Genomic DNA, 19465 nt, shown 5'->3' with positions numbered 1-19465 from the left:
CCAAACATTTACTCCATCGGTCCGACAACCGCACGCCGGGCAGGGGGTTCACGGCGCCCTCACTTCTCGGGGGTTGCGTCACCCTCGACGGTGCCATCGTCCTCGGGGAGGGTGACATCGTCCTCGGCGAGGATTCGATACAGCGCCCGACGGGTCTCGGCGAGCACCTCGGCCGCCTTCGCCGCCTGCTGCGCCGTGCCGACCTGGGCTACCTGACCGACCGCGCCCATCACCTGTCCGACCAGGCCGCGCAGGTCGAGCGCCTGGGCGCCGACATCCTGCTTGACCTCGGCCCACGGGTCACCGAGATCCTCGCGATGTGTCTCGACATAGGCCTTGCCCTCATCGGTGAGCTGCGCGGTCTTGCGACCGGCCACCTTCTCGATGAGCACCAGGCCCTCGTCCTCGAGCTGGGCCAACGCCGGGTAGATGGACCCCGGGCTGGGGCGCCAGACATCGTCGCTGCGCTCGCGGATCTGCTGGATCAGTTCGTAGCCGTGCATGGGGCGCTCGACGAGCAGCAGCAGCACGGCGGCCCGCACGTCACCGCGCCTGCCACGGCCGCCGCGGCCGCGTCCCCGGCCGAAGCCGGGACCGAAGCCCGGTCCGAAACCTGGGCCGAAGCCGGGTCCGAACTCGGGGCCGTGGCCATGACGTCCGCCGTGGCGGAACTGCTGGCGGTCGGGACCGAATTCCCGGGGGCCCGGTCCGCGACCGCGCCGGAAGTGTCCGAATTCTCGTTGTTCTTGGTTCTGCATGACAGCCTCCTCAGGCTCTCTCGTTGTTCTTGACAATATCGACGATATATCGGCAATGCATCGAATGCAAGGAGTGATCTGAATTCGCGTCGGACCCAGCCCTGCCCTTCGGCCCGCACCGCGGCAGATATCGCCGAACGCCCCGAGGCGACACGACGCCCGACGCGCCGACTCCTTTCGCATTTCACCCCGGCGAAACAGCCCGCGGCCTAGGCTTGAACTGGACAAGCGTTCAGTCGAAGTTCACCGGAGGGTCGACGTGACGGGTACCGATGTTTATGACGTTGTCGTGGTGGGGGCCGGACTCGCCGGGCTGGTCGCCGCGCGAGAGCTCACCGCCAAGGGCCATCGCGTCCTGGTGCTCGAGGCCCGCGACCGGGTCGGTGGGCGCACGCTCAACGAATCCATCGGTGACGGCAATGTCGTGGAGGTCGGCGGCCAGTGGGTCGGCCCGACGCAGGATCGCGTGCTCGCCCTGATCGATGAACTCGGACTGAGCAGGCACGCCACCTACAACGAGGGCCTGGCCCAGGTCGAATTCGGCGGCCGCACCAAGCGCTATCGCGGCACGATCCCACCCCTGCGCCCGGTGGTGCTGGCCGATGTCGCCCAAGCCCAGGTGCGCCTGGACCGAATGGCCAGGACGGTGCCGCTCGACGCGCCCTGGACCGCCCGGCGCGCATCCGTATGGGACGCACAGACTTTCGACAGCTGGTTGCGCCGCAATGTCCGCACGAAGGGCGCGCGCGAGGTGTGCGCGCTGGTCTGCCAGGCGGTATTCGCGGCCGAACCGGCCGACATCTCGCTGCTGCACTTCCTGTTCTACCTGCACTCCGGCGGCGGCATCGACCGGCTGATCTCCACCGTCGACGGGGCCCAGCAGTGGCGCATCGTCGGCGGCTCGCAGCGCATCGCGCAGCGGATGGCCGAGGATCTCGGCGACGTGGTCGAACTCTCCGCGCCGGTGCGGCGCATCGAGACCACCGACTACGACGTCACCGTGGTCGCCGACCGTCGCACGGTCCGCGCGAGCGCGGTGATCGTGGCCATCCCACCGACCCTGACCAACCGGATCAGCTACGACCCGCCACTGCCGGGGCACCGAGACCAGTTGACGCAGCGCTACATTCAGGGCTCGGTCGTGAAATGCATGGCCGTGTACGCCGAGCCGTTCTGGCGCCGCGACGGGCTCAACGGCCAGGCGACCAGCGACGTCGGCCCGGTGAAACTCTGTTATGACAACTCACCGCCCGACGGCAGCAAGGGCGTACTGCTCGGCTTCCTCGAGGCGGGCCATGCCCGGCGGCTCGGGCAACTCCCCGCCGCCGAACGCAAGGCCGAGGTGCTCGCGTGTTTCGCCCGCCACTTCGGGCCCGCGGCCGCCGAACCCGAACAGTTCGTGGAGAAGGACTGGAGCCAGGAGGAGTGGTCGAGGGGCTGCTACGGCGGCTATCTGCCACCCGGCGCCTGGACCGCCTACCACGACACCGTGCGCGTCCCGATCGGCCGAATCCATTGGGCAGGAGCGGAATCCGCGACAGTATGGAACGGCTACATGGACGGCGCGCTCACCTCGGGCGAACGCGCCGCCACCGAAGTCCACACCCTGCTCGACACCGGAGCACACCTCATTCCCGGGTGAGAATCTCCCAGATCCATTCCGCGACAACCGGCGGCGGCGTCTCGGGCAAATTCTCGAGCCAGTGGGTGAGCACCGCGAGCATCGCGCCCGCCAGCGCCGCCGCGTCGACCTCGATCGGCACGCCCGAGACCACCGGCGCGTGCTCGCCGAGCAGTCGGATGCCGTCGGCCAGGATGGTCGCGATCCGCCGGGTCAGTCGCGCGTGTACTGCGGCTGACCCGTGCGCGCCCAGCACATTCCGGTAGAGCTGGGCGTGGTCGGCGATATGCTGGACGTAGCCGACCAGGAATTGCGGCGGCTGGTCGGGTAGACCGTCGTCGAACCCGCCCTCGCGCAGCGAAATACCCGCGTCGAGCGCGTGCCGTTCGATCGCGTCGGCGAGCAACGTCTCCTTGTCGGTGTAGTGGTCGTAGAACGTGCTGCGACTCACGCCCGCCCGGCCGGTGATGTCGGAGATGGCGATGCCGTCGACCGGGCCTTCGAGCCCGAGCCCGAGGATCGCGTCCTGGAGCAGACTCCGGCTGCGCAGGACCCGCGGATCGTCGGAGGTCGGCTTGCGCCCGGCCGGCTGCGTTCGAATCACATCTCCACCTTCACATCCATGGGTCCCTGTGTCGCGCGACACGTTGACGTCCGCCGGGCGACCGGGCTTATCCTACACGTGTAGGTAATCAGCCAGTTGTAGGTTAAATACCCTGGAGGGGTAACCATGGCGCGGGCTCTCTATCGCCTCGGCGATCTCTGTTTTCGCAATCCGTGGTGGGTGGTCGCCGTGTGGTCACTCATCGCCACTGCCGTCGCACTCGTCGGAATCACCTTGGGCGCCAGGGTTTCCGATCGGTTCGACATTCCCGGCACCGAATCCGACCGCGCCCAGATCGTGCTGAAGGACAGCTTCGGCAAGGGCGCACCGACCACGCAGGGCGAAGCGCCCGCCCGGCTCGTCGTGCGGGCTCCCGACGGCAAACCGCTGCCGCTGACCCAGATCGATGCCGAACTCGCGACACTGAGCGGCACACCTGGCATCGACGGCGTCACCCCGGCCGTGTTCGCGGTGTCCGAGAAGGGCGACGTCACCTTCGTCGACATCTCCTTCGCCACCCCGGTGAACCCGACCGCGAAGCAGTCCGTGGAGACGGTCCGCAACCGGTTGAGCGCGCAGGGGCTGCGGCCGATGCTCACCGGCGGGCCGTTCTACACCGAGGCCTCGTTCGTCGGACCGTCCGAGGCGGTCGGTGTGGCGATCGCGATGGCCGTGCTGGTCATCACCTTCGGTTCACTCCTCGCCGCGGGGTTGCCGTTGCTACTCGCGCTGGTCGGAGTGGGCATCGGCACCGGTGGCGTGGTCGCGGCCTCCACGCTGTTCGACGCGTCGTCGGCCACGTTGGCGCTGTCGCTGATGCTCGGTTTGGCGGTCGGTATCGACTACACGCTGTTCATCGTGTCGCGGCATCGTCAGCAACTGGCCGAGGCGATGCCGGTGCGCGAATCGGCGGCGCGGTCCATCGGAACGGCAGGCAGCGCGGTCGTTTTCGCCGGTGCCACCGTGCTGATCGCCCTGTGTGGCTTGGCGATCGCCCGAATACCGTTCCTCACCGGCATGGGCCTGGCAGCGGCAGCCAGCGTCGGAGTCGTTGTGCTGCTGGCGATTACGCTGCTGCCCGCGCTTCTCGGCTTCGCCGGCGAGCGATTGACTCCGCGCGGGCGAGGCTTGGCCTCGATCGAGGCGTCACAGCGGCCCAACCGCTGGGGCGACACCGTGACCAAGCGACCGATCCTCACCCTGTTGGCGGGAATCGGCGTGCTCGCGGTCGTCGCACTGCCTGCCCTCGGCCTGCGCCTCGGCCTGCCCAACGCGGGCCAGGAACCGACCGATACCGTCGCGCGGCAGTCCTACGATCTGCTCGCCGAGGCCTACACACCAGGACTGAACGGGCCACTCGTGGCGGTGGTGCAGGGTGAACCGAGCCGCATCCAAGCACAGACCCAGGCCGCGATCGAGCAGATCACCGCGCTGCCCGGCGTCGCGATGACGTTGCCACCCGAGGTCAACGCGGGCGCGGACACCGCTCAGTTCGTGGTCGTCCCGACCACCGAGCCCAGCTCGGAAGACACTGCCACCCTGGTGAAGTCGATCCGGCGCGGCGGGGCCGACCTGCGGGCCGAACACGGTGCGACCCTCCATCTGACCGGCGAGACGGTGATCGCGATCGACGTGGCGCGCAAGCTCTCCGCCGCGTTGGCACCGTTCTTGATCGTCGTCGTCGGCCTGGCCCTGACGCTGCTGATGCTGGCGTTCCGTTCACTGCTGGTTCCGCTCACCGCGGCGCTGGGCTTCCTGCTCTCCCTGGCCGCGGCGCTCGGCGCGACCACGGCGGTCTATCAGTGGGGGTGGCTGGGCTCGGTCCTCAATGTGCACCACCCGGCACCGATCCTGGCGTTCCTGCCGATTCTGCTGATCGGCGTGCTGTTCGGGCTGGCGATGGACTACCAGGTGTTCCTGGTGTCGCGGATGCGCGAGGCCTACGTCACCGGGGACGGTTCAGCGCTCACCGCGGTACGCACCGGTTACGCCCACAGTGTGCGCGTGGTCGCGGCGGCGGCGGTGATCATGATCGCGGTCTTCGCCGGATTCCTGTTCAGCCACAACATCATGATCGGTCCGATCGGCTTCGCCATGGGCGTTGGCGTGTTGTTCGACGCACTGGTCGTGCGGATGACCCTGATCCCCGCGGTGATGGCACTGCTCGGCCGCTGGGCGTGGTGGTTGCCGGGGCCGCTGGAGCGGTTGCTGCCCCATGTCGACATCGAGGGAGAGTCGCTGCCGAAGGTGACCGAAATCCGACCGGAGCGTGAAATCGTCACGGCCTGACCGGATTTCACCCGCGTCGACGACGCCCGGCGAGTTTCGTGCCGGGCGCCGTTGACGTGGGCTTTTACAGCTTCCGACGGCGCTGATCACATGTTTCGCGATCGCACCGGGAAATGGCCCGATCGCCTCTCCGAGTTCACCTGGACGTCACCGGAAATCGAAATTCATTGGGCTACTTTGGATTTCGCGGAGGTCACAACGGCGTAACACATCCGCTTCTCGGGTCCACCGAACTACTACCGGGTGCGCGACGAATTCGTTCGATCCCCGCCCCCGGAGTGGAGGGAACATGAGCATCAACCGTGAGTCCACTTTCCTGATCACCGGCGCGTCCGGCGTTATCGGCGGCGCACTGGTCGAACTACTGCCCGGCCATCGCATCTACGCTGTCGGCCACAGCAAGACCGGGGCCGCGCGTCCCGGTGTCACCTGGCTCAGCGGCGATATCCGTCAGCCCGATCTCGGTCTCGGCGACGACTACCAGCGCATCGCCGACGAGGTCGACCGGGTGATCCACGTGGCGGCCATGGTCGACTTCAACCGCGACGAAGAGACCATCCGCTCGATCAACGTGAACGGCACGCGCAATGTGTTGCGGTTCTGCGAGGTCGCCGGCGCCGATCTGGTGCACACCAGTTCGTCGTTCGTCGCCCGCGCCGAGTCGGCGCTGGTCGTCACGGGCACCGGATGTGCCGACGGTCGCGACATGTACCTGCGGTCCAAGATCGACGGCGAAGCGGCGGTGCGCGGGTCGGGCGTGCCCTATGTGATCGCCCGTCCGTCGCTGCTCATGGGCGATTCGGCGACCGGGCAGATCATTCGCCACCAGGGCCTGCACACCTTCCTCGGCGCCTATGTGAAGGGCGCGCTGCCGTTCGTGCCGTTCAGCGACACCGCCCAGGTCGACTTCCTCGCCCAGGATGTCGTCGCGTCGGCACTGGCCCGCCTCGCCACCGCCGATACCGACGGCTCGGAGTACTGGCTCACCGCCGGTGAGCACGCCATCGAGACCGGCGCGATCGTCGAGCTGTGCCGTGAGCTCTACCGCGCCGAGGGCACCGAGCTCGACAGCCCGCGCTACTTCCAGATCGAGGCGGTGCAGCGGTTGATCCTGCCGATGCTCGGCGATGTGCTCGATGCCAAGGCACGCAAGAAGTTCGACAATCTGCTCGCCATGGCATCGCTGTTCACCGACGCGCCGTTCGAATCCAGCCTCGGCACCGGCCCGTTCGTCGGCATCCAGCCGAGCCTGGACACCGCGCGCGATCTGCTGACCCGCACCGTGCGCGCGTACTGGCTACCCGAGACGGTAGCGGCATGAGCGGTCAGCGCCCGAAGGCGGCAGCCTGCGTAACCACGGAGGGAGCCCGAGCATGCCGAATGGAGACAGCATGACCATCGAACGCGCCGAGATCGTCGAACTGTATCGGGCGCATCTGGGTCGTGGGCGCGCGGCCCTGGCCGAATTCGTCAGCGCACCAGTCGAAGTGGCCTCGCACGGCGCGATCGTCGAGACCGCCGACGGCCGTTCCTTCATCGATTGTGGCGGGTACGCGGTGTTCCTGCTCGGGCACTGCCCCGAACCGGTGGTGGCCGCGGTGGTCGAGCAGGTGCGCACGCATCCTCTCGCGACCCGGCTGTTGCTGGAGCCCAAGGTCGCCGAGGCCGCACGGGCGCTGGTCTCGATCGCGCCGGAGGCGCTCGAGTCCGTCGCGTTCCTCAATTCCGGCGCCGAGGCCACCGAGCTCGGGCTCAAGATCGCCCGGGCACACGGCAAGGACCGGCTGATCACCATGCTCGGTGGGTACCACGGCAAGACCACCGGCGCGCTGGCGGTGACGCCGAAGCCGGAGTACCAGCAGCGTTTTCAGCCGTTGCTGTCCGCCACCGCGATTCCCTACGGCGACATCTCGGCACTCGAGGCCGAGCTCGTCGCGGCCGAGGGGCGCGGTGCGGTCATTCTGGAGCCGATCCAGGGTGAGGGTGGCGTCGTGATCCCGCCGCCGGGTTATCTCGCCGCCGTGCAGCGGTTGTGCCGGGCCAACGACGCGTTCCTGATCGTGGACGAGATCCAGACCGGCCTCGGCCGCACCGGCACGATGTGGGCACATCAGCCTGAGATCGATTGCCCCGATGTACTGTTGGTGGGCAAGGCACTGTCCGGCGGAGTGGTTCCGGTGTCGGCGGTGCTCGCCACCGCGACCGCGTTTCGGCCCTTCGCCGATGACCCGACCCTGCACTCGTCGACCTTCGGCGGGTCACCGCTGGCCTCGGCGGCGGTGATCGCCACGGTCGGTGCGCTCGTCGCCGGTGACACCGCCGCACGCGCGGCGGAACTGGGTGAGCGGATGCTCGCCACGGTCGGTGACCTGTGCGCGCAGTATGTGGGCCGCACCGTCCGCGAGGTACGCGGTCGCGGTCTGCTCATCGGCATCGAGTTCACCCGACCCGATCTGGCCGCCGAGCTGGTCACCGACCTGCTCGCGCACGGGGTGATCGTCAATCACTCACTCGGCGCGAGCGCGGTCGTGCGGCTCACCCCGCCCGCCGTGCTCACCGACGACCAGGAGCGCACCGTCCTGGTCGCACTCGACAACGCACTCACCGCACTACTCGCTCACGTCTGATCACAGGAGTTCTGCCATGCCTACTGTTTCGCTCAGCCGACGCATCGAGAACATCGACGCCGACACGGTTTTCGCTCAGCTCAAGGATCTCGACAGCTACCCCCACATCGCCGACGGTGTGCAGCAGGTCGAGGTGACCTGGGATGCCGACGGTGGCGCCGCCACCAGCGACTGGGAGGTCCGTTTCCGTGACGGCTCGCTGCGCTGGACCGAACGCGACCTGTTCGACACCGCGGCCCGCACCTACTCGTTCGTCCAGGTCGCCGGCGATCTGGTCGCCTTCGAGGGCCGCTGGGAGGTGGCCGCCGACGGCGCCGACGCCGTGGTGAGCTTCGACGCCGATTTCGATCTCGGCATGCCGAGTCTGGCGGCCATGCTCGACCCGATCGCCACCCGCGCCCTGCACGACAACATCGACGAGCTGATGACCGCCATCAGCGCGTCGGTAGCCGTCGCATCCTGATCCAAGCCACCTGACCAGGCGTTCTGCCGAGCCCATCGAAGTGCTCGGCAGAACGCGCCCCTACTTCCGGGCCAGCTCGTCGATCCATCGCTGCAGGCGCGCCCCCTCGGTGACCATCAGGTCCGGGTCGCGGAAGGTGTTGGTGAGCAACGAGATTCCCTGGTACGCGGCGACGAACGCGATCGCGAGTTCGTCGGCATCGGCGCGGCCCAGCTCGGCGAACTGCTCGCGTGCCCACTCCACGAGTAGCCCGATCACCCGTGCCGGTTCCCCACCGAAGGCATCCTCGCGCTTGTCCAGTTCGGCGGCGAGTGAACCGGTCGGGCAACCGAACCTCGCCGCCATCTCCCGCTGGTCGACCCAGCTGCGCACCATCGCCTTCAGTTTCTCGGCAGGGCCCGGCAGCTCCGCGAGCTCGGTGACCGCGCCCGCCAGCACCTGCGCGTGCAGCTCGATGACCGCGGCGATGAACTGATCCTTGGTCTTGAAGTAGTAGTAGACATTGCCGACCGGCACGTCGGCCTCGCGTGCGATATCCGCGATCGTCGTCTTCTCGATGCCCTGCTGGTAGAAAACGCGCATCGCCGCCTGAACCAGGCGTTCCCGCTTCCCGATCTGTGGGCTGACCTGCGCGTCCGATTTAGTCATACAACTAACTATAGACAGTGGGCTGCCGATGGGATACGTTCTGTCCAGCAAGTCAGTCAGCCAACTAACTAAGGATTCGCATGATTGTCGTCACCGGAGCAACCGGCAATATCGGCAGCACCCTGGTCGGTCTCCTCGCCGACGCGGGCGAGCGGGTCAGGGCCGTCTCCCGAGGCACTCGCCCCGTCTCCCTGCCCGCGGGTGTCGAGCACGCGGTCGCCGACCTGGGCGATCTCGACAGCCTCTCCCCCGCGCTCGAGGGTGCCGAGGCACTGTTCCTGCTCGTCACCGGCGAGCAACTGATGACCGGCCCCGAACCGGCCCTTGTGCTGAAAACCGCCGCCGACGCGGGCGTGCGCCGGGTCGTCTTCGTATCGTCACAGGGTGCGGTGACCCGCCAGCACTCCGACGGCTACGCCAGAACCATCGCGTTCGAACAGGCGTTGGCCGAATCCGGCCTCGAGTGGACCGCGCTGCGTCCGGGTGCGTTCTTCTCCAACACCTTCGCCTGGATCGAACCGATTCGCACCCAACGCATCGTCCCCGCGCCCTTCGGCGACGTCGGCCTGCCCGCCGTCGACCCCGCCGACATCGCCGCCGTGGCTGCCGCGACGCTGCTCGAAGCGGGCCACCACGCCCACGCCTACACCCTGACCGGCCCAGCCGTCATCACCCCGCGTGACCAGGCCGCGGCACTGGCCGCAGCGGTCGGTACCCCGATCGCCTTCGTAGAACTCACCCCGGAACAGGCCAAACAGAACATGCTCCGCTTCATGCCCGAACCGGTTGCCGACCACACCCTGACCATCCTCGGCACCCCGACCCCCGAAGAACAGCAGGTCAGCCACGACATCGACCGTGTTCTCGGCCGCCCAGCCACCTCGTACACCCAGTGGGCACAACGCCATCGGGAGATGTACGCCTGACGCGCACGGAGACGGAGAGCCTCCCTCAGCCGCGCGCATACCTGACCGGATCGGCCACCGCCGAGCAGGCCGATCACCCGATATCGACCGGGTCTATCTGCACCCGCAGCGGCGCATCGGACCGATGCGTGCTCCGCACCGCCTGCGCGGCGGTCAACGCGCGGGCGAGCGGAGCACCGTCGGACCGGGCGACACGCAACAACATCCGCTCGACTTCGGCCGGAGAGTCAGTGCCCGAGAACGGTTTACGCGCAGTGGGTGGCAACGGGACGGGGCCGAGGATCTCGGTGCCGTCAGGAAGAGCGGCGGCTTCGAGTAGTTCGGCGATCGAATCGGTCGTCCCGTCGACGGCCGCCAGCCGGATCGCGGGCGGAAACCCGACTTCGGCCCTGGCGTCGAGTTCGGCCGCGGCGTGGTTGACCGGGTCCCAGCGGACCAGCGCCTGCACGGTCGGCAGGGAGGGCTCGGCCATCACGATCACCTGGCCGCGCGGGCGGACCAGGGCGGCGGCACCCATCCAGCGGCGCAGGGTGTCCTCGCCCGCGCGCAGGTCCGCGCGGCCGAGCAGGGCCCATCCGTCCAGCAACAGCGCCACCCCGTAGCCGCCGGGAACGAGAGGCTCGGCGCCCACCGTCGCGACGACCACCTGGGCGCCGGGTTCGACAGTGTCGAGTACCTCCCCGCCTCCCGAGGTCCGAATCGGCACCCCCGAGAACGCACGCCCGAGTTCCTCGGCGGTCCGAGCCGCCCCGATCACCGTCGCGCGCAGCGCTCGCGCACCACACGCCTGACAGCGAAACGCGGCCTCGGTGATCCCACACCACTTGCACTGCGGACTGGCCGCTTCACCATGGGTGGCGTGCGGCAACGCCAACGGACCGTTGCAGTGCCGGCACCGTGCGGGCGTCCGGCACTTCGCGCAGGCCAGCGACGGGACATACCCGCGCCGCGGCACCTGAACCAGCACCGCCACGTTCTCCTTGATCGCGGACCGCGCCGCGGCGAACGCCACACCGGGCATCCGCACCGACCGCGCCAGCGCATCCCGCTCCAGCGCGAAATCACTGTCGCCCGGCGCGCTGATCCTGGGCGTCACCTCTCGCAACACGTGACGTTCCGCGAGAAGGTCACGTGCCCAACCGGATTCGACGACCGCCTGGATCTCGGCCGTCCGCGCGAACCCGGCGGCGACGAACGCGGCCCCCGTCTCGTGCGCCCGCAACATCGCCACCTCACGAGCATGCGGATACGGCGACCGCGGCTCGGCGTAGGTGTCGTCGCCGTCGTCCCACATCGCGATCAACCCGAGATCCCGTGCGGGCGCGAACACCGCCGCCCGAGTTCCCACCACGATCCGAGCCTGCCCCCGCAATACCGCCAACCACCGCCGATACCGCGCCGCAGGCCCCAACCCGGCAGACAACCCGACAGCCTGATCCCCCACCAGCGCAACACATTCGGCGAGCAATCGATCGAGGTCCCGCTGATCCGGCACCATCAACACCGCGCTGCGCCCGGCCGCCACCACGGTCGCCGCCAGCTCCGCCAGCCGCGCCGCCCAGTCCTCCCCCGGCAAGGCCTGCCACGCCGCCCGCACCCCCCTACCCTGCGCCAGTGCGCCGACGAAGCCCATGCCGTGCGCGTACCGACCCCACGCTGACGCGTCGACCTCGACACTGGGCATGCGATCGACCTCGACCCCCGGGGACGGCGAATCCGACCCGCCCGCTGCTGCCCCGCCGACCTCCGTGGTCGAATCGCCGACGTCGCCAGAACCCGCCGAGGCCGAGCCGTCCGCGCCGGTGGAGCTGTTCACACCAGTCGAGGCACCCTCACCAGTCGAGTCGGCCACCGCAGTCGAGCGCGAAACATGCTCACCCTCAACCCCTTCCGGCGCCGAGTCGCCCGTGCCTTGCTCATCGACGGCGGGTGACCCTGCCGGCTCGAACGTCGAATCATCGGTAGTATCGACAATCTGCGTCGCCGAACCCGCCGGCTTCTTCACGACATCGGCCTTCTTCGCACCGCCGGTTTCGGTGCGGGCATGACGCGGGGGTATCGCCAGGCGAAGGACATCCGCGCGAGTCCCGGCGTAACGGGCGGCGACAGCAGTGGCCAGTCGCAGAATTTCCGGGGTGAGGACACGTTCCGCGGAGACGACTCGTTCCAGCGGCAGCATCTTGCCGTTGTGGTCGCTGCGCGGGAGACGCTCCAGGAGGTAACCGTCGACGAGGCGACCGGCGAACCGAACGCGCACGCGCACGCCCGGCTGCGCGATCTCGTCCAGTTCAGCGGGGACGAGGTAATCGAAGTCCCGGTCCAGGTGGGCAGGCGACAACAGCGGGAGCACCCTCGCGATGGGGTGTCCCGCTGCTGTCGATGAATCGTCCGCTGTCACGCGGTCCGTGACTACTACAGGCCGACGGCCGCGCGCAGCTTGTCGGCGCGGTCCGTGTGCTCCCAGGGCAGGTCGACATCGGTGCGGCCGAAGTGTCCGTAGGCCGCGGTCGGCGCGTAGATCGGGCGCAGCAGGTCCAGGTCGCGGATGATCGCGCCCGGACGCAGGTCGAAGACCTCGGAGATGGCGACGGAGATCTTGGTCGGGTCGATCTTCTCGGTGCCGAAGGTCTCGACGAACAGACCGACGGGGGCCGACTTGCCGATCGCGTACGCGACCTGCACCTCGACGCGATCCGCCAGACCCGCGGCCACCACGTTCTTGGCGACCCAGCGCATCGCGTAGGCGGCCGAGCGGTCGACCTTCGACGGATCCTTGCCGGAGAACGCGCCGCCACCGTGGCGGGCCATGCCGCCGTAGGTGTCGACGATGATCTTGCGGCCGGTCAGGCCGGCGTCGCCCATCGGCCCACCGAGGACGAACTTGCCGGTGGGGTTGACCAGCAGACGGATATCGGAGGTGTCGAGGCTGGGCAGGTTCAGATCGCCGATGACAGCGTCGACGACCTTTTCGCGGATATCGGGGGCAAGCAGGTTGTCCAGGTCGATATCGGCGGCGTGCTGGGTCGAGATGACGACCGTGTCCAGGCGGACCGGCCGGTCACCGTCGTATTCGATGGTGACCTGGGTCTTGCCGTCGGGACGCAGGTAGGGCAGCACGCCCGACTTGCGGACCTCGGTGAGCTTGCGCGAGAGCCGGTGCGCGAGCGCGATCGGCAGCGGCATCAGCTCGGGCGTGTCGATGGTGGCGTAGCCGAACATCAGGCCCTGGTCGCCGGCGCCCTGGCGCTCGATCGCATCGTCGGAGCCGCCGACGCGCGCCTCGTGCGAGGTGTCGACACCCTGGGCGATATCGGGCGACTGGGCACCGATCGCGATGTTGACACCGCAGGAGTTGCCGTCGAATCCCTTTGCGGAGGAGTCGTATCCGATCTCGAGGACCTTCTCGCGCACGATCCGCGGGATGTCGGCGTAGGCAGAGGTGGTGACCTCGCCCGCGACATGGACCTGCCCGGTGGTGACCATGGTTTCCACCGCGACCCGGCTGCTCGGGTCCTCCGCGAGCAATGCGTCGAGGATGGAATCGCTGATCGCGTCACAGATCTTGTCCGGATGACCTTCGGTCACGGACTCACTGGTGAATAGCCGACTACCTGTCGTACGCACAGTTATTCCCTCTCCCTCAACGGGTAACTCGTTCGGCTTGTGACGGTAACTTCTCGGTGCTACCGCGCAACCCTTCTCATCAAGACTATTCCAAACCACCGACATGGTGGCGGGTAAGTATCAAGCCACACCGCGAACACCCGCGCGGACGGTAGACTGCGCGACCCACGTTGCCGCGCAACTCTTTTGGCGCGAAATCGACGCGAACTCCCCGGTCAGGGCAGCAACGGGATCAGCGCGTCGAGCACCCGGCTGGCCAGCAGCGCCTTCGACCCGTGATCGAGGGCCTGTTCGGTGCCGTCGGCGCCGAGCAACCAGCCGTCGTTGGTGTCGACCTCGAACGCCTTGCCCTCGCCGACCGCGTTGACCACGAGCAGATCGCAGCCCTTGCGCGCCAGTTTCGCGCGCGCGTGGGTGAGCACGTCGCCGTTGTCGTCACCGGTCTCGGCGGCGAAACCGACGATCGCGGTACCGGCGAGCCGTCCCTCGGTGCGGGCGTCGACCAAGCCGGCGAGGATGTCCTCGTTCTTGGTCAGCGGGATCACGTCGGGTTCGTCGGCGCCCTTCTTGATCTTCGCGGCCGCCACGTGTGTCGGACGGAAATCGGCGACCGCGGCCGCCATGATCACCGCATCGGCGCCGAGCGCGTGCTTGTCGACCGCGGTCTTGAGCTGGTCGGCGGTGGTGATGTGGACCAGTTCGACCGCGGCGGGCGGTGCGAGCTCGATCGTGTTGCCCGCGATCAGTGTCACCTGGGCGCCACGCTGGGCGGCGACCCTGGCCAGGGCGTAGCCCTGCTTGCCGGAGCTGCGGTTGCCGAGGAAGCGCACCGGGTCGAGGGGTTCCCTCGTACCACCGGCGGTGATCACCACGCGGCGACCGGTCAGGTCGCGAGGCAGCGCGTCGGCACGTTCGAGCAGCAGCGAGGCCAGACCGAAGATCTCCTCCGGTTCGGGCAGCCGTCCCGGACCCGTATCGGTGCCGGTGAGCCGACCCGAGGCGGGTGACATCACGTTGGCGCCGTGCGCGCGCAAGGTCGCGACATTGGCCACCGTCGCCGGATGCTCCCACATCTCGGTGTGCATCGCGGGCGCGAACAGCACCGGACATCGGGCCGTCAGCAAGGTGGCGGTGAGCAGATCGTCGGCGCGCCCCTGTGCGGCGCGCGCCATCAGATCCGCGGTGGCGGGGGCGATGACCACGAGATCGGCCTCCTGGCCGATCCGGACATGCGGCACCTCGGGCACGTCGGCGAACACCGTGGTGTGCACCGGCTGACCGGACAGCGCCTCGAAAGTCGCCTTACCGACGAACTGCAGAGCCGACTCGGTGGGAATAACCCGCACCTGGTGTCCGGTCTCGGTGAAACGGCGAACGAGGGCACACGCCTTGTAGGCGGCGATGCCCCCGCCGACCCCGACGACGATCCGCATGGTCTTCTACGCCTCCGGACTAGAGATTGTCACTCGCCCTCGGTGTGTTCGAGCAGGTCGGAGTGGATTTCGCGCATGGCGACCGACAGCGGCTTCTCCTGCAGACCCGGCTCGACGAGCGGGCCGACGTACTCGAGGATGCCGTCACCGAGCTGGTTGTAGTAATCGTTGATCTGACGGGCGCGCTTGGCCGCGTAGATCACCAGGGCGTACTTGGAGGACGTGCGGTCGAGCAGCTCGTCGATCGGGGGGTTGGTGAGGCCGATCGGAGTGTCGTACGCGGGTACTGCGGTGATGTCCGTGCTCACTAGGGGTGACTCCTGCGGGTTAGTGGGTCAAGAACTCGAATTTGTGCTAACGAACAACGATACCAACTGCTCACAAGCGGTCGTTACCTCGCTGTTCACGATGACCGTGTCGAACTCGTCACAGGCCGCCAATTCGACCCGGGCCGTCTCGAGCCTGCGCTCGATCACCTCGGGCGTCTCGGTGCCGCGCGAACGCAGCCGCGAGACCAGTTCTTCCCAGCTCGGCGGCGCGAGAAACACCAGCAGCGCTTCCGGCATCGCCTGCCGGACCGACCGTGCACCGGCCAGGTCGACTTCGATCAGTACTGAAAGTCCGCTCGCCAGCGCTTCGCGCACCGGGGCGGCGGGGGTGCCCGATCGCTGCAACCCCCCATGGATGTCTGCCCATTCGAGCAATTCGTCCGCCGCGATCATGGCGTCGAACTCGACTCGGGAAACGAAGCGGTAATCGAGACCGTCGACCTCGCCGGGACGTGGGTCCCGCGTCGTGGCCGACACACTGAAGACCAATTCGGGCAGGCGTTCCCGCACGCACCGCACGACCGTGGATTTACCCACAGCCGAGGGGCCGACCAGTACTACCAGCCGGCCCTTCCGCGTGTTTTTGTCCACCAGACTTTAGGCGTCGAAGTCGAAGCGGGTGAGCAGCGCGGCGCGCTGCCGGGCACCGAGACCACGGAGACGACGCGTAGGCGCGATCTCCAGCTCGGTCATGATCTCCGCCGCCTTGACCTTGCCCACCTTCGGCAGAGCCTCGAGCAGCGCAGAAACCTTCATCTTGCCGAGAATCTCATCGGACTCGGCATCGGTGAGGACCTGCTTCAGGTTCGTTCCACCGCGCTTCAGGCGCTCCTTGAGCTCTGCCCGAGCGCGGCGAGCGGCAGCCGCCTTCTCCAGAGCAGCGGCGCGCTGCTCATCAGTCAGCTGGGGAAGGGCCACGGGTTCCTCCGTCTCATCGTTCATTGCCAGATCTACCGCCGGTTACCCGGACGGTCTGTGCGACCGTACCCACGGTGCGCGCCGATTGCGAACCCGACCCCCAGGTCAGGGCAGGATTACGAATGCCGTATGGCGCGCGCGGACCCGATGCGGTGACGGCTGATTCCACCGTCTCGATCGTACAGCCGAATCACTGAAATGCATCCCCACCTGCGGTTATCCCGATATGGGCGATGATAGCCACCAGGTAGCGTGAGGGCCTGGTGCCGCCCTGGCAAACCCGGTGGCGCGCGACCAGCGGGTTTCCTGAAAAAGCCCGCGTGTCGCACGATTTCGCACAGCGTGTCGTCAAGATCGGGCGCGAAACTCGTCGAGAACCGCACCCGACGCGGTCGCCACGACCTCGTCGATCCAGTCCGGAATCGGGGTGGCGCGGGCGACGTAATCGCGGACAAGTCCGTACGGAATCGCCTTCACGGCGGCGCCCGCGATGGCCAGCGATCGGTCGTCGGCGATCCCGAATTCGGTCACAACGGCAGTCCGCAGGGCGGCGTTCATCCCGTCGTTGACGCCGGCGATCGCGGACCGCAGATCCTCGGCGCCCACCTCGAGGAGTTCGTCGCGATGGAACATCTTCATCGCCCGCGCCTCGGTGGGGTGCGCGCGGCAATAGCGCGGCAGGAACGTGGCGGCGGACAGCAGCGGCGCGGGGCCGGTCAGTGCCGTGATGAAGCCCTCGTGGAACCGGCGGATCGACCGCAACCACAGGCGGGCGAGCAGTTCGTCACGTGAGGCGAAACGCACATAGATCGACCCCGAGTGCACGCCTGCCGCAGTGCCGATCGCCGTGATGGCGGGGCGGGTGATCGCCGGGTCGGCGAGCAGGTCGCGAGCCGCGTCGAGCACCTGATCGTCGGTGAAAAGGCGGGGTCTTGCCACCGGATCAGCCTAGTGGCACAGTTTATGAATATGAATTCAAGAACTAGATTCCCGCTTGCCGGTGCGCTGCTCACCTTCATCGGCACCGCCCATACCGGCCTCGGCATCGCGTTGTTCTTCGCCGCCGATCACGATGTCGAGCTCACCTTCTGGTTCACCGAGTTCGGCGTGGTCAGCATCGGTTTCGGCATCGCGATGATCGCGCTGGAGCGCGCGTTGGGGTACGTGCCGGGCGCGGTGCTGCTCGCGCTCGGCGCGGTCACGGTGTCCGGCCTGGCGTTCATGCCGCTGTCGGGGTTCCTGACGGTGCTGGCACCGCTCGGCATCGGTGCGTACGGCTGGTGGCGAGCCAGGAACGAGCGGGTCGTGGCCTGAGCCCTCACCCCTGCGCCGCGCCCGCCCGCAGGTGCTGCAGGATGGCGAGAACCCGCCGGTTGTGTGCCTCGCCGACCGGGAGGTCCAGCTTGGTGAAGATCGCGTTGATGTGTTTTTCGACGGCGCTGCGGGTGACGTGGAGCTGCCCGCAGATCGCCGCGTTGCTCAGACCTTGCGCCATGAGTTCGAGCACCTCGCGTTCGCGCTCGGTGAGTCGGTGCAGTGGCGAGTCGGCGCGATTGTGCAGAAGGAGCTGGCGGACCACTTCCGGGTCGAAGGCGGTACCACCCGCGCCCACCCGGTCGACGGCATCGAGGAACGCCCCGATCGCGGCGACCCGGTCCTTGAGCAGGTAGCCGATGCCGCCGGTGCCGGTGAGGAACTCCGCCGCGTGTCTGCGCTCGACGTACTGCGACAGCACCAGGATGGCGATGCCCGGCTGATCGTGGCGGATTTCCAGGGCCGCTCTGATCCCCTCGTCGACGTGGTCGGGTGGCATCCGGACGTCAGCGATGACCAAGTCCGGTGGACGAATCCGCACGGCGGCCAGCAGTTCGACGGCGGTACCGACGGAGTCGACGATCTCGTGGCCCTCGGCGGTGAGGAGCTGAGCCAGGCTCTCGCGCAGTAGCGCTGAATCCTCGGCCAGGGTTATGCGCACGGAACCTCCACAGTGATGATCGTCGGGCCACCAGACGGGCTGTCCACCGTCATGGTGCCGTCCGATGCGGTGACGCGGGTGGCGATGCCGGTCAGGCCGTGACCGGAAGGGTCGGCGCCGCCTTTTCCGTCGTCGCGCACACGCAGGCGCAGTATCCGGCCGTCGCGCTCGACATCGACCTCGATGGTGGTGGCCCCGGAGTGCTTGATGGCGTTGGTGATCGCCTCGCTGGCGGTGAAATAGCAGGCCGATTCGGCGGGGCGCGGTGGGCGTTCGTCGAGATCGACGGTCAGCCGAGTCGGAATCGGTGTGCGGTCGGCGAGGGCCTCGAGGGCCGCGCGCAGACCGTCGCGGGCGAGCATGGCCGGGTAGATCCGCCAGGAGACTTCGCGCAGTTCGTCGAGGATGTGCCCGGTCTCGGAGATCGCACGCTGCTGTAATTCGCCGCGGGCGCTCTCATCGATCGTCCGGTCCATCCGGCCGAGCAGAATCGACAGGGCGACCACCCGCTGCTGGACACCGTCGTGCAGGTCGCGTTCGATGCGGCGGCGTTCGTCATCGATCACTTCGACCACCTCGGCGCGGGTGGTGGTGAGCTGGGCGACCCGCTGGGCCAGCTCGTCCTGCCCTGGGCGCGTACTCCGGCGCAGGCACCAGGCTTCGGCGCGCACCACCCCGAGCAACCCCTGCACGGCGAGGAAACAGAGCACCGCTCCGGGAAGTGCCAGCACGGCGACTGTCGTCCAGGTGACCTGACCGGGTTCGGTCGCGTCGATGATCGGCACCGCGGCTCCGGTGGACGCGCCGTAGACCACGGCCACCGCGACGACGACCCCCAACCCCGACAGGGCCAGCACCAGCGCACCGAGCACCCCGACGAGCGCGCGGACCGCCAGATACCCCGCAGCCCGCGGCCCGCGGGGCACACCGCTCGACCGCACACCGAGCAACCGGATGAGGCGCTGCTGTTCGACGCGGGCGATCCGGTCGGTGAAGCCCGCCGAAATCGGCGCGGCGAGCACACCGAGCAGGTCGAGCGGCACGGTGACCACGCCGAGCAGATAGCCGACGATCGCGGCGGCCGAGCGTGACGATCGCACCGAGGCCGGGCTCACCACCCGATTCTTCCGTGCCACAGCCACATCGCCCGCGAAGCCCTTCATCGATCGGCCGCAGATATCGCAGGTGCGGCTGTCCATCGTGTTCGCCGAGGGCGTGCGGCACGCACAGCGGCGGCGCCCGCCCGCGGC

Annotated in this window: 19 protein-coding genes; 7 read left to right on the top strand and 12 right to left on the bottom strand. The window is 68.2% G+C overall.

The genetic code is table 11. The features are described 5' to 3' along the window. Nucleotides 1-59: 59 nt before the first annotated feature. Nucleotides 60-758, bottom strand: a complete 699-nt coding sequence (locus ACFWO8_RS08155) for a PadR family transcriptional regulator (RefSeq protein ID WP_378945649.1) — start codon at nucleotides 756-758, stop codon at nucleotides 60-62. A 259-nt stretch (nucleotides 759-1017) separates the two neighbouring features. On the opposite strand from ACFWO8_RS08155, the gene ACFWO8_RS08150 reads away from it, so the two are divergent. Beyond that, on the top strand, nucleotides 1018-2400 hold the full coding sequence (locus ACFWO8_RS08150; RefSeq protein ID WP_378945644.1) for a flavin monoamine oxidase family protein: 1383 nt from the start codon (nucleotides 1018-1020) through the stop codon (nucleotides 2398-2400). Here ACFWO8_RS08150 and ACFWO8_RS08145 read toward each other — a convergent pair. Next, entirely contained in the window at nucleotides 2387-2983 is a 597-nt protein-coding gene (locus ACFWO8_RS08145) for a TetR/AcrR family transcriptional regulator (protein ID WP_378945641.1), read from the bottom strand. The genes ACFWO8_RS08150 and ACFWO8_RS08145 overlap by 14 nt on opposite strands. A 126-nt stretch (nucleotides 2984-3109) precedes the next feature. Here ACFWO8_RS08145 and ACFWO8_RS08140 point away from each other — a divergent pair, with 126 nt between their 5' ends. The 4 genes from ACFWO8_RS08140 (at nucleotide 3110) to ACFWO8_RS08125 (ending at nucleotide 8362) form a co-directional block, all read left to right on the top strand. Continuing rightward, nucleotides 3110-5272, top strand: a complete 2163-nt coding sequence (locus ACFWO8_RS08140) for an MMPL family transporter (RefSeq protein ID WP_378945638.1) — start codon at nucleotides 3110-3112, stop codon at nucleotides 5270-5272. A gap of 289 nt (nucleotides 5273-5561) precedes the next feature. Then, complete coding sequence (locus tag ACFWO8_RS08135; protein WP_378945635.1) at nucleotides 5562-6593, top strand: SDR family oxidoreductase; 1032 nt, start codon at nucleotides 5562-5564, stop codon at nucleotides 6591-6593. A gap of 70 nt (nucleotides 6594-6663) precedes the next feature. Continuing rightward, nucleotides 6664-7899: an aspartate aminotransferase family protein gene (locus ACFWO8_RS08130; protein ID WP_378945632.1), complete on the top strand. Its 1236-nt coding sequence runs from the start codon at nucleotides 6664-6666 to the stop codon at nucleotides 7897-7899. Nucleotides 7900-7915: 16 nt separating this feature from the next. Next, on the top strand, nucleotides 7916-8362 hold the full coding sequence (locus ACFWO8_RS08125) for a type II toxin-antitoxin system RatA family toxin (RefSeq protein WP_378945629.1): 447 nt from the start codon (nucleotides 7916-7918) through the stop codon (nucleotides 8360-8362). 60 nt (nucleotides 8363-8422) lie between these two features. Here the strand turns inward: ACFWO8_RS08125 and ACFWO8_RS08120 are convergent, their stop codons facing one another. After that, nucleotides 8423-9010 carry a TetR/AcrR family transcriptional regulator gene (locus ACFWO8_RS08120; protein WP_378945626.1) on the bottom strand — a complete coding sequence of 196 codons (588 nt, stop codon included), beginning with the start codon at nucleotides 9008-9010 and terminating at the stop codon, nucleotides 8423-8425. Nucleotides 9011-9090: 80 nt separating this feature from the next. Between ACFWO8_RS08120 and ACFWO8_RS08115 the strand changes: the two genes are divergently transcribed. Continuing rightward, nucleotides 9091-9936, top strand: a complete 846-nt coding sequence (locus ACFWO8_RS08115) for an SDR family oxidoreductase (protein WP_378945623.1) — start codon at nucleotides 9091-9093, stop codon at nucleotides 9934-9936. A gap of 73 nt (nucleotides 9937-10009) precedes the next feature. Here ACFWO8_RS08115 and ACFWO8_RS08110 read toward each other — a convergent pair whose 3' ends face one another. The 7 genes from ACFWO8_RS08110 to ACFWO8_RS08080 form a co-directional block, all read right to left on the bottom strand. Further along, nucleotides 10010-12334, bottom strand: coding sequence for a primosomal protein N' (locus tag ACFWO8_RS08110; RefSeq protein WP_378945618.1), 2325 nt, complete (start codon nucleotides 12332-12334; stop codon nucleotides 10010-10012). Between the two features lie 14 nt (nucleotides 12335-12348). Next, nucleotides 12349-13560, bottom strand: a complete 1212-nt coding sequence (gene metK / locus ACFWO8_RS08105) for a methionine adenosyltransferase (protein WP_378945615.1) — start codon at nucleotides 13558-13560, stop codon at nucleotides 12349-12351. A 215-nt stretch (nucleotides 13561-13775) separates the two neighbouring features. Continuing rightward, nucleotides 13776-14993 carry a bifunctional phosphopantothenoylcysteine decarboxylase/phosphopantothenate--cysteine ligase CoaBC gene (coaBC, locus tag ACFWO8_RS08100; RefSeq protein ID WP_378945610.1) on the bottom strand — a complete coding sequence of 406 codons (1218 nt, stop codon included), beginning with the start codon at nucleotides 14991-14993 and terminating at the stop codon, nucleotides 13776-13778. Nucleotides 14994-15022: 29 nt separating this feature from the next. Continuing rightward, entirely contained in the window at nucleotides 15023-15301 is a 279-nt protein-coding gene (gene rpoZ, locus ACFWO8_RS08095; protein WP_378945604.1) for a DNA-directed RNA polymerase subunit omega, read from the bottom strand. A gap of 27 nt (nucleotides 15302-15328) precedes the next feature. Continuing rightward, nucleotides 15329-15913, bottom strand: coding sequence for a guanylate kinase (gene gmk, locus ACFWO8_RS08090; protein WP_056810544.1), 585 nt, complete (start codon nucleotides 15911-15913; stop codon nucleotides 15329-15331). 6 nt (nucleotides 15914-15919) lie between these two features. Continuing rightward, complete coding sequence (gene mihF, locus ACFWO8_RS08085; RefSeq protein WP_056815410.1) at nucleotides 15920-16240, bottom strand: integration host factor, actinobacterial type; 321 nt, start codon at nucleotides 16238-16240, stop codon at nucleotides 15920-15922. Between the two features lie 348 nt (nucleotides 16241-16588). Next, entirely contained in the window at nucleotides 16589-17179 is a 591-nt protein-coding gene (locus ACFWO8_RS08080) for a TetR/AcrR family transcriptional regulator (RefSeq protein ID WP_378945600.1), read from the bottom strand. 30 nt (nucleotides 17180-17209) lie between these two features. Here ACFWO8_RS08080 and ACFWO8_RS08075 point away from each other — a divergent pair, with 30 nt between their 5' ends. Next, the gene (locus tag ACFWO8_RS08075; RefSeq protein WP_378945597.1) at nucleotides 17210-17554 is read left to right on the top strand and encodes a DUF6463 family protein; all 345 of its coding nucleotides are present in this window, start codon (nucleotides 17210-17212) and stop codon (nucleotides 17552-17554) included. 4 nt (nucleotides 17555-17558) lie between these two features. Here ACFWO8_RS08075 and ACFWO8_RS08070 read toward each other — a convergent pair whose 3' ends face one another. Next, nucleotides 17559-18215, bottom strand: coding sequence for a response regulator (locus ACFWO8_RS08070; RefSeq protein WP_378945594.1), 657 nt, complete (start codon nucleotides 18213-18215; stop codon nucleotides 17559-17561). Beyond that, nucleotides 18206-19414, bottom strand: a complete 1209-nt coding sequence (locus ACFWO8_RS08065) for a histidine kinase (RefSeq protein WP_378945589.1) — start codon at nucleotides 19412-19414, stop codon at nucleotides 18206-18208. The genes ACFWO8_RS08070 and ACFWO8_RS08065 overlap by 10 nt, the downstream gene beginning before the upstream one ends. Nucleotides 19415-19465: the final 51 nt, after the last annotated feature.

Source organism: Nocardia sp. NPDC058480 (assembly GCF_042720495.1).
Lineage (GTDB): Bacteria > Actinomycetota > Actinomycetes > Mycobacteriales > Mycobacteriaceae > Nocardia.
The sequence above is the reverse complement of the archived record's forward strand: the minus strand, read 5'-3'. Positions and strand labels throughout refer to the sequence as shown.